This is a genomic window from Streptomyces sp. DvalAA-14 (assembly GCF_900091855.1).
Taxonomy (GTDB): domain Bacteria; phylum Actinomycetota; class Actinomycetes; order Streptomycetales; family Streptomycetaceae; genus Actinacidiphila.
Map to the genome: position 1 here is coordinate 1 of NZ_FMCH01000296.1, position 1,935 is coordinate 1,935.

1 protein-coding gene and 2 pseudogenes are annotated in these 1,935 nt (G+C 77.4%); all 3 read right to left on the bottom strand.

Annotated elements, in window-relative coordinates:
* Nucleotides 1–202, bottom strand: a pseudogene (locus tag GA0115240_RS14860) (hypothetical protein); the annotation flags it as partial.
* 64 nt (nucleotides 203–266) lie between these two features.
* Nucleotides 267–1,390, bottom strand: a pseudogene (locus GA0115240_RS14865) (FxsB family cyclophane-forming radical SAM/SPASM peptide maturase).
* 277 nt (nucleotides 1,391–1,667) lie between these two features.
* Nucleotides 1,668–1,935, bottom strand: a 268-nt coding sequence (gene fxsA / locus GA0115240_RS38130) for an FxSxx-COOH cyclophane-containing RiPP peptide (protein ID WP_237554879.1), incomplete at its 5' end; no start/stop codon positions are given.

Sequence of the window (1,935 nt, forward strand, 5' to 3'; positions counted from 1 at the left end):
CCGCGAGCAGACGGTCCGCGTCCCCGGGCGCCAGCACGCCGGCCGGCGCGGCCCGTACCGCGTCCAGCAGCGCCCGCAGGGTCAGCAGCCGCCGTGCCCGCTGTCCGGCCACCAGCGCCTCCAGTGCCCGCGGCTCGCCGCGGGTGGCTCCGAGGGCCGCCAGCAGGTCATGGGTGACGGGCGGCCCGGTGAACACGCTCACCGGTCGGCCTCGGAACGCCGCGCCCGGACTACGGCGGGCGTGCCCGGCGGACGGACAGTGACGCTCACCGGTCCGCCTTCCCGCTCGGGCGGGGGCCGGCCGCGGTCCGGAGGCGGGCGGACACATGGCGGACGAGGTGGGCGAGGTCGGCGCAGTAGACCGAGGGGTTGCGGAAGCCGTCCGGGGCCCGGTAGCGGTGCGCGTAGTGGCCGCCGCCGCAGACCGCGACCAGGGCGCAGGCGCGGCAGGTGCCGGCGAGCGCGGCCAGGCCGGCCTGGCGGGCGGCCACACCGGGGTGGGCGAGGGCGTCGTCGAAGCTGTGCCGGAAGACGTCGAGGCCGGTGGCGGCGGCGCCCTCGTAGGCCGACTTGAGGGCGTCCACCTGCTCGATGGCGCCGTCCGCCTCGACGACCAGGCTGGTGAACGGCTGCAGGCCGAGTCGTTCCCCGGCCGCCGGGACGCCCAGCAGCAGCGCCACGCACTCCTCGAACAGCCGGATCCGGGTCTGCCGCCGGCCGGCGCCCCACCAGCGGTCGAACACGGCGGTCAGCCAACGGCCGTACGGCGCCGGGTCGTCGGGCGGCGCGGGCAGGCCGGGGGCGGCGCCGTCCAGTTGCCGTGCGGCAGCAGCAGATCGATCATCGGCGGCCGGAAGTCGAGCAGCGACTCGTACACCTCGACCGGGTCGTGCCGAAGATCCACGACGCACAGCAGCCCGGCGTACGCCTCCGGCGCGGTACCGGCCAGCAGCCGGATGCCGGCCGCGGCGGCGGACCAGGAGGGGCGGCCGGCGTGGTCGGCGCGGGCCGTGTTGTGCGCGGGCAGCCCGCCGTCAAGGCTGACACCGATCCGCAGGCCCGCGTCCCGCAGCCGGCCGATCCGCTCGACGGTGAGCAGGGTGGCGTTGGTCTGCACCGCGGCGTGCACGGTGGCGGGTACGAGGTCGCGGATCAGCCGGACGTCGGCGGCCAGCCGGGCGGCGCCGGCCAGCAGCGGCTCTCCGCCGTGCAGCACCACGGCGACCTCGCGCATCCCGTGCGCGGCGGCGTGCTCGGCGATACGTTCCGCCGTGCGCCGGATCACCTCGGCGGGCGGGACGCGGGGGCGGTCGCGCCAGCTGCGGTCGGGGCCGGCGTAGACGTAGCAGTAGGAGCAGGCGAGGTTGCAGCGGCTGTGCACCTTGAGGATGAACTGCCGTACCGGCCGGGCGCGGGCCTCCGCCGGGGACGCGGCGGTGGCGGTCCCGGTGGCGGCGCGAGGGCCGGTGGCGGCGCGGTTCGGCGGCCCGGTCCCCGTCGGCTGCTGAACCACCTGCGCTCCTTCCCGAACCGGCCGCCCCGTTCGGCCTTCGCGGTTGTTCCCGCCCGGCCACCCGGAGCAAACTCCCCGGTAGGGTTTTGGCGCGTCCCGCACCGCGCGCGGCCTGAACCAGGCCGGAGCGCGCCCCACCGGGGGCGTACGCCGGTCACACCGAACTGTCGTGCCCCCACAGCGACTCGCCCCCGGACCCCGCCACCCGCTCCCGCAACTCCTCGACCAGCTCGGCCAGGACGGGGTGCGTCACGGTCCGCAGCGACTCCAGATCCATCCCCAACAGATCGACCTCCGGCCCGGCCCCGTCCCCGAACTCCCCCCGGGCCGAAACCCCCACCGACCGCCACCGACCCCAGCCCCCGCACCCGAAGCCGCGCCACCACCGGGCACGAACCCGGCCCGCGACGCCCCCGCCTCGG